Genomic DNA, 6,278 nt, shown 5'->3' with positions numbered 1-6,278 from the left:
TAGCTCTGTTAGTTCAGAAACTAAAGAATGAAACTAAGATAATAGAGAGTTTTATTGATGAGGATTTTGAAATTGCTTTAGAAAAAAAAGAATTAGCTTTCAGTATTGGTGATTTCAATAGAAGGATATTGATAGACTATAATGAATACGGGAATGAATTTACAGAACTTTTCCCAGAACCAACGAAGTGTTATACAATGGGAGATTATCACGTTGAAAATGGTATTATCTATGTACAAACAATAGGGAGAAATTTAGATGATGAAAATGACCCTGTTGTAGATTATCAATATCAGTGGCAGCTGAAACTAAATAAGGTACTGCAAACTACTCTTGAGCGATTGCTAGAAATAGGAAGAGGGAAGAAGAATATGAATATTTGAAGACCTCCCCGTGTTGAGTAAAAAAATAACTTGCAAAATCATTATTTCTTTGGATTTTTGTAAAAAACAAGCAAGAGCTCACTTTTTAGAGGGTGTGCTCTTGCAGCGTGTTAAAAATAATAAAGTCTATACTAAATCAATAGAGGCTAACTCCATACCGTATGATTTTATGCCTTGAAATATTTTTTGAGCTTGTTTCTCTGAGGGATATTTTTTACGAGTTTTGTACTGAGAGATAAGGCTATTACTTACACCTATCTTTTGGCTTAACGAAAGGATATTAATACCATTATAATACTCTAAAAATTGTGCTAAATCAAACTTTATTTCTATATCGCTTTCTTTAGCTAAAGGTTTTTGTTCCTCCTCTAAAAGCATATTTAGGGCTTCGAGCATATTTTCTTTTAGCTCGGCATAAGTATCGCCTACAGTCGCTACATTAGCATTTTCAGCATAAGCTGAATAACCTGTATTGGTTTTTTCTACGATAAAAATGTATTTCATATTTATTATTTTATAAGTTATTCTCCTAATAGTTCTTTTGTGATTTTCTTTACTAACCCAGTACCTACTTCTTTGCTAGGGTGTATAGGCACTGTACATTGTTTTCCTGTTTCAGGATTCCACCATATTTGGTGACTTCCTTTCGCTTGCCGTTTTGGTTCACAACCAGCCTCTCGCAGGATTTTTAGCAGTTCGTTTGTCTTCATATAAACTTTATTATTTTTCGACATTGCAAAGGTAAAATATTTTTTACTTACACACAAGTTTTCTGTAACTTTTAGCAGAAAAAGCAATTTATTTCTTTGGATTTTTGCAAAAAACAGCAATTTATTTCTTTGGATTTTTACAAAAAACAGCAATTTATTTCTTTGGATAATTTTAATTTTGTATCTTTGTCGCCTGATATATAAATCTTTATATTTTATAAGATGTATTACCCAAGATTAATAGATAGCTATCTAAAAGAATGGGCTTTACGCCCTGCTCGCAAACCTTTGTTGTTAAGGGGTGCCCGTCAGGTGGGTAAATCGACAGCAGTAAGAGAGTTGGGCAAACAATTTGAGAATTTCGTAGAAATAAACTTAGAAAAGCAACCTTCATTTATACAACTCTTTCAGGGAGACCTCGATGTAAAGCGTATAGTACCTCAGCTTTCGGCTATGGTAGGTAAGCCTATTGTTGCTGGACAAACACTGCTTTTTATAGACGAGATACAAGCGGCAGGCGAGGCAATTATGGCATTGCGTTTTTTTAAAGAAGATATGCCCGATTTGCACGTGATAGCTGCAGGTTCTCTCTTAGAGTTTGCTCTCGAAACATTGCCAACCTTTGGAGTCGGGCGTATCCACTCTATGTTTGTCTACCCAATGACTTTTGATGAGTTTTTAAGGGCTTGTGGCGAAACTTTGCTATTGGAAGCGCGCAATAGTGCTACTGCCGAAGCGCCTTTACCACTACCTTTATACGAGAAGTTAGTAGGGTTATTTCGCTCTTATATGTTGGTAGGAGGGATGCCAGAGGTAGTAGCCAAATGGGTAGCCACACGCGATTATTTGGCTTGCCAAGAGGTACAAGACGATATTGTACTCACCTATCAGGACGATTTTCCTAAATACCGAAAGAGAGTAGACCCTACCTTGCTCAGATTTACCCTGCAAAGCGTCGCCTTACAAATAGGCAGTAAGTTTGTATACTCGCAAGTAGGAGGAGGGGGATACCATAGTAATGAGGTGAAAAAAGCGTTGGAATTGCTTATTTTAGCGGGTATAATCACCCCTGTTACACACACCGATGCTAACGGGCTTCCGTTAGGAAGTGAAGCCGACCCTACTTATAGGAAAATGCTACTGCTCGACAGTGGGTTGCTACTCCGTTGGCTTGATATGACAGGCGACATCACAGAGCTTACAACCCAAATACTCACCCAAAACCCTACCGACTTAGTAAACAAAGGGGCGCTTACTGAGATGATTGCGGGGCTTGAACTATTGCGATACCGCACCCCCAATATGCGACACGAGTTATTTTACTGGGTGCGCAGAGCCAAAAATGCACAGGCAGAGGTAGATTATCTCATACCCTACGAGTCGGCAGTATTGCCTATAGAAGTAAAAGCAGGCACACAAGGAGGAATGAAGAGTTTGTGGCAGTTTATGCGCGAAAAGAAGCTAAAGAACGCCATTAGAGCCTCATTAGAGAACTTTGGAACGTTTACCTATACCGATACTGAAGAAGGAGCAGAGCGCACAGTGAGGGTATATCCGCTATTTGCATTATCACAAATCAGGCAGTAAGTATTCTCAAGAAGTTATTGGAAATATGTTATTAGAAGAGAAAATATACCTATTACAGCTTATAAGGGATGTCAACAAGGGGGAAGAAGTCTCTATCCCTAGTATAGATAGGCGCATTATTAGAAAATATCCTGAAATAATATACCAAGGCAAGCTAAAAATGTATCTATCGGACTTAGAAGAAGAGGGATATCTTGCTTTTGTAGATGCTATTACCCTGCAACTCACTCAAAAAGGAAAGGATTGTCTTACTCTTTATAAACCACAGCAAGAATAGAGGGTATGAGTGAAATGCTTGCGGTACTGTTTTCAGCTCTCAGTTGGTGAATATAAGCAAAATAAGATGTAAAAAATGAAAACAATATTTGACATTGATGATATTAATATTATAATTAAAAGTTACAATCCCGATATCATAACCATTGATAAATATAGCTCTGGATTAAGGAGATTACTTTTATTTCTGTATAGTAAAAAAAATAAAGAGGTTTTGTATATAGTATTTTTAGGAAGTCGTTTTATAAAAGCTGATTTTAGTTGGAAAAACCCTTGTTTATCTATATCATATAATGAAGATAAGCAAGAAGTTATTTTAGAAGATAAAAATAATGATTTCAAAATAATTTCATCAGGAGGTATCATTTTATTAAAAGGAAAGCCAAATGAATTTGAGAATATCTTTGATAATTGGTAATATATCAGATGTGTTGTTAAAACCTCAACAACCTACCAATCAGTACAATGTAAAAAGATAAAATAATTATAGAGGCACGAGCTGAAAGCTCGTTCCAGCAGAGGGGTTGATTATGATTTATTTAAAGAAGATTTAGGGTTGAGATACGCTCCTAAAAATGTGTTTAATGAAACTCTATTAGATTAGTAAAACTTATGAATAACATTGAAATAATTGAATATATAGAATATATTTCTGTGAGACCTAAAATGTATTTAATTAAATATGATTATGAAGAATTAATAAATCATATTTCTTATTTTATTTCTTTTAAAGAAATATTTGATTTAATAACTGAAAAAGATATTATTTTTTTAGATAAATTTCCAGAATGGATATGTAAAAAGTATAATTATTCTATAGAAAAAAGGAATGTTTGGGAAAAAATTATTGAAATAGAAAATTCTAATAATCCTATGGAAATATTTTTTAATGAAATTGAGAACTTTAAAAAGGAGGTTATGCTAAATTTATAGTGGAAAAATCCAATTTACCAAAGTAGGGTAATATATCAGTTATGTTGTTAAAATCATAATGATTACCAAGCAGTACAATGTAAAAAGATAAAATAATTATATAGGCACGAGCTAAAAGCTCGCTCCAGCAGAGAGGAAAACAATAAAAATATGTAAATAATAATTATGGATAGGAAAAAAGTCAAAGAAAAATATGTTGGAGATATATTAAAAAAAACAAACTTGGTCTTGATTAATAAAAAAGAAATGCGTTTGTGTGATATTTCTTTAGGTTATAAAGATTCTATAGCTTTTCAAGTAGATAATATTTATATGAATTGCTTGAATATCGAATGTTTTTATGGAAATTTTCAAGAATGGAATGACTCAGCTTGTGAATTATTGTTTATAGAAGATAATATTACAAATCATTTTTTAGGAGGACTATTTAAATTAGTTGATAAAAAAAAGGGTTTTTTTATTGATTTTTTAGATATTGAAATTGGTAATGTATCAGGGTAACGTTTCAGCTGTGTTGTTAAAATCTCAACAACCTACCCCAATCAATAAAATATTTATAAGATGATATAGTTATGGAACTAACATTATTAAACTATGAAGACAAAAAAACTGTAATATCGTATGATATGCAGAACAATGAATATTGGAAAATCTTTTATAATATAGAAAGAAAAGGATTTTATGATATTTGGGAGAATGATATTTTTGGAGTAATAGTCTTAAATCAAACAACTTGGATGTTTGTAGAGACAAATATATTTAAGCTGACAGATATATCCAAGATTGAAAACAATATAACAAGTGAAATTACATCTTTATTTGTAAAAACAATATTAGGTAATGAATATCATTTGGTTACAACTATTGATTTAAAATCCGACTATGTGTTTGAATCTGATTATTATGTAGATGGCACAGAATATAATCTTGGGCTATATATTGAAAAATTAAAAAGAGAAACAGAATCTGAAAAATTATTTATAGAAAATGTCTTAGCAAATGGTTTAATAATACAATAAAAGTGTAATGTGGTAATGTTTTTAGCTCTCAGTTGATAAATATAATAAAATAAGATGTAAAAAAGATAATAAAAAAAAGAAGGATATTTAATTAATTTTGTAGATGAAATAAACGATGATTTTTTTATATATGAAATGGAAAGTAAAGGGTACTTTTATGGTTGTTCGGTTGAATTAAATAGCCACGAAATATATCAGTTAAATTTTTATGATACAGCTAGATTTTATCAAGATGTTATTGATGAGATTTCTGAGTCTAATAGTTATTTCTATGAGGAAAATGTTGTTTTATTAGAGAAAGTAACGCTTGAAAATATTATAAATACAATAGATAAGCTTTATAAAAAAAATATTTTTAGCAGAATGGTTAGATTTGGATTTTAGGAAAAATAGTAGAAGAAGTTCTGAAAAATGAAAGATATTACAATAGAAAAATTTTTAAAAAATCTAAAGAATGCATTAGATACTTCACAAGTAGAAGTCATAGATCTATGGGGAGCTGATACATGTGCTATAGGAATTAAGAAAGAGGATAAATTAGTATATATATCTACTTATAATTATTGTCAAAATAAGATTATTAGCTATGATTTTGATTTTGAAATAATCAATGAAAATAAATTAGAAGTAATAAAAGAAAGAAGAGGTGTAACAGAAAAAGAATTATTAAATGAAATAAAGTTTTTTTTAGATTTAAGAAAATGCTAATATTTGGTAATGTTTCAGATGTGTTGTTAAAAGCACAACAATCTGACAATCATAAAAAACACAATAAATTTAACAATATAAAAGAAGCAACTTGTCCGTAATATGTTATCATACTTGAAAGAAAAATATCACTTAGACAATGTTTCTACAAACTACATTTCTTCCAAAAGAAGTGTTATACGGCTATATCGAAATAAAGTAGTAGAAATAATATTTTCCGAAGAGAATATAGATTCTTTAGATGATTTTTTACCTTTTGCAGATACATTAAAGGAAATAACTCTTTATAAATGTAATTTATCAGATTTAAGTGAGTTAAAACGATTTGAGCGACTTAAAGACTTAAAGTTAGAATATTGCTCTTTTCCTAATATGGATATATTTAATAACTTTCCTGATTTTCCTGACTTAAAGACTTTAGAAATTACAAAGAATAAGAAGGTAAACAATTTAAATATCAGTAGTAATTCAATTAAAACATTAAACATCTCGGACACATCAATAACGAATTTATCTAATGTAAATATTCCCAAATTAAAGGAATTACGCACAACAAATAATTACATTAAGTTTATAGATAAATCCTTTCCTAAATTAGAGAATTTATATGTAGATTTTAAAGATTTTGATTTTCATTAGTGTTTATCAAAGAAATGTTAAAA

12 protein-coding genes are annotated in these 6,278 nt (G+C 30.6%); 10 read left to right on the top strand and 2 right to left on the bottom strand.

The window, feature by feature from the left end; genetic code table 11:
* On the top strand, positions 1-383 hold a 383-nt coding region (locus tag HMPREF9073_RS15910), incomplete at its 5' end, for a hypothetical protein (RefSeq protein ID WP_009413239.1).
* 126 nt (positions 384-509) lie between these two features.
* Here the strand turns inward: HMPREF9073_RS15910 and HMPREF9073_RS06910 are convergent.
* Both HMPREF9073_RS06910 and HMPREF9073_RS06905 read right to left on the bottom strand, forming a co-directional pair.
* A complete protein-coding gene (locus HMPREF9073_RS06910) occupies positions 510-887 on the bottom strand; it encodes a type II toxin-antitoxin system HicB family antitoxin (RefSeq protein WP_009413238.1) in 378 nt (125 codons plus the stop codon).
* 17 nt (positions 888-904) lie between these two features.
* Positions 905-1,093 (bottom strand): type II toxin-antitoxin system HicA family toxin, encoded by a 189-nt coding sequence (locus HMPREF9073_RS06905; RefSeq protein ID WP_034555584.1) that lies wholly within the window; start codon positions 1,091-1,093, stop codon positions 905-907.
* Positions 1,094-1,315: 222 nt separating this feature from the next.
* Between HMPREF9073_RS06905 and HMPREF9073_RS06900 the strand changes: the two genes are divergently transcribed.
* The 9 genes from HMPREF9073_RS06900 to HMPREF9073_RS06860 all read left to right on the top strand — a co-directional run bounded on the left by HMPREF9073_RS06900 (position 1,316) and on the right by HMPREF9073_RS06860 (position 6,255).
* Positions 1,316-2,680: an ATP-binding protein gene (locus tag HMPREF9073_RS06900; RefSeq protein WP_009413236.1), complete on the top strand. Its 1,365-nt coding sequence runs from the start codon at positions 1,316-1,318 to the stop codon at positions 2,678-2,680.
* A 25-nt stretch (positions 2,681-2,705) separates the two neighbouring features.
* Positions 2,706-2,957 (top strand): hypothetical protein, encoded by a 252-nt coding sequence (locus HMPREF9073_RS06895; RefSeq protein ID WP_009413235.1) that lies wholly within the window; start codon positions 2,706-2,708, stop codon positions 2,955-2,957.
* Between the two features lie 75 nt (positions 2,958-3,032).
* Positions 3,033-3,374 (top strand): hypothetical protein, encoded by a 342-nt coding sequence (locus tag HMPREF9073_RS06890; RefSeq protein ID WP_009413234.1) that lies wholly within the window; start codon positions 3,033-3,035, stop codon positions 3,372-3,374.
* 194 nt (positions 3,375-3,568) lie between these two features.
* Positions 3,569-3,889, top strand: coding sequence for a hypothetical protein (locus HMPREF9073_RS06885; RefSeq protein ID WP_009413233.1), 321 nt, complete (start codon positions 3,569-3,571; stop codon positions 3,887-3,889).
* 165 nt (positions 3,890-4,054) lie between these two features.
* Positions 4,055-4,390: a hypothetical protein gene (locus HMPREF9073_RS06880; protein WP_009413232.1), complete on the top strand. Its 336-nt coding sequence runs from the start codon at positions 4,055-4,057 to the stop codon at positions 4,388-4,390.
* Between the two features lie 71 nt (positions 4,391-4,461).
* Positions 4,462-4,908 carry a hypothetical protein gene (locus tag HMPREF9073_RS06875; RefSeq protein WP_009413231.1) on the top strand — a complete coding sequence of 149 codons (447 nt, stop codon included), beginning with the start codon at positions 4,462-4,464 and terminating at the stop codon, positions 4,906-4,908.
* 135 nt (positions 4,909-5,043) lie between these two features.
* Positions 5,044-5,292 carry a hypothetical protein gene (locus tag HMPREF9073_RS06870; RefSeq protein WP_009413230.1) on the top strand — a complete coding sequence of 83 codons (249 nt, stop codon included), beginning with the start codon at positions 5,044-5,046 and terminating at the stop codon, positions 5,290-5,292.
* Between the two features lie 27 nt (positions 5,293-5,319).
* Positions 5,320-5,616 (top strand): hypothetical protein, encoded by a 297-nt coding sequence (locus tag HMPREF9073_RS06865; RefSeq protein ID WP_009413229.1) that lies wholly within the window; start codon positions 5,320-5,322, stop codon positions 5,614-5,616.
* A 102-nt stretch (positions 5,617-5,718) separates the two neighbouring features.
* Positions 5,719-6,255 carry a hypothetical protein gene (locus HMPREF9073_RS06860; protein WP_009413228.1) on the top strand — a complete coding sequence of 179 codons (537 nt, stop codon included), beginning with the start codon at positions 5,719-5,721 and terminating at the stop codon, positions 6,253-6,255.
* The last annotated feature ends 23 nt before the right edge of the window (positions 6,256-6,278 follow it).

Origin of the sequence: Capnocytophaga sp. oral taxon 326 str. F0382, from assembly GCF_000318295.1 — a bacterium.
Lineage (GTDB): Bacteria > Bacteroidota > Bacteroidia > Flavobacteriales > Flavobacteriaceae > Capnocytophaga > Capnocytophaga periodontitidis.
The sequence above is the reverse complement of the archived record's forward strand: the minus strand, read 5'-3'. Positions and strand labels throughout refer to the sequence as shown.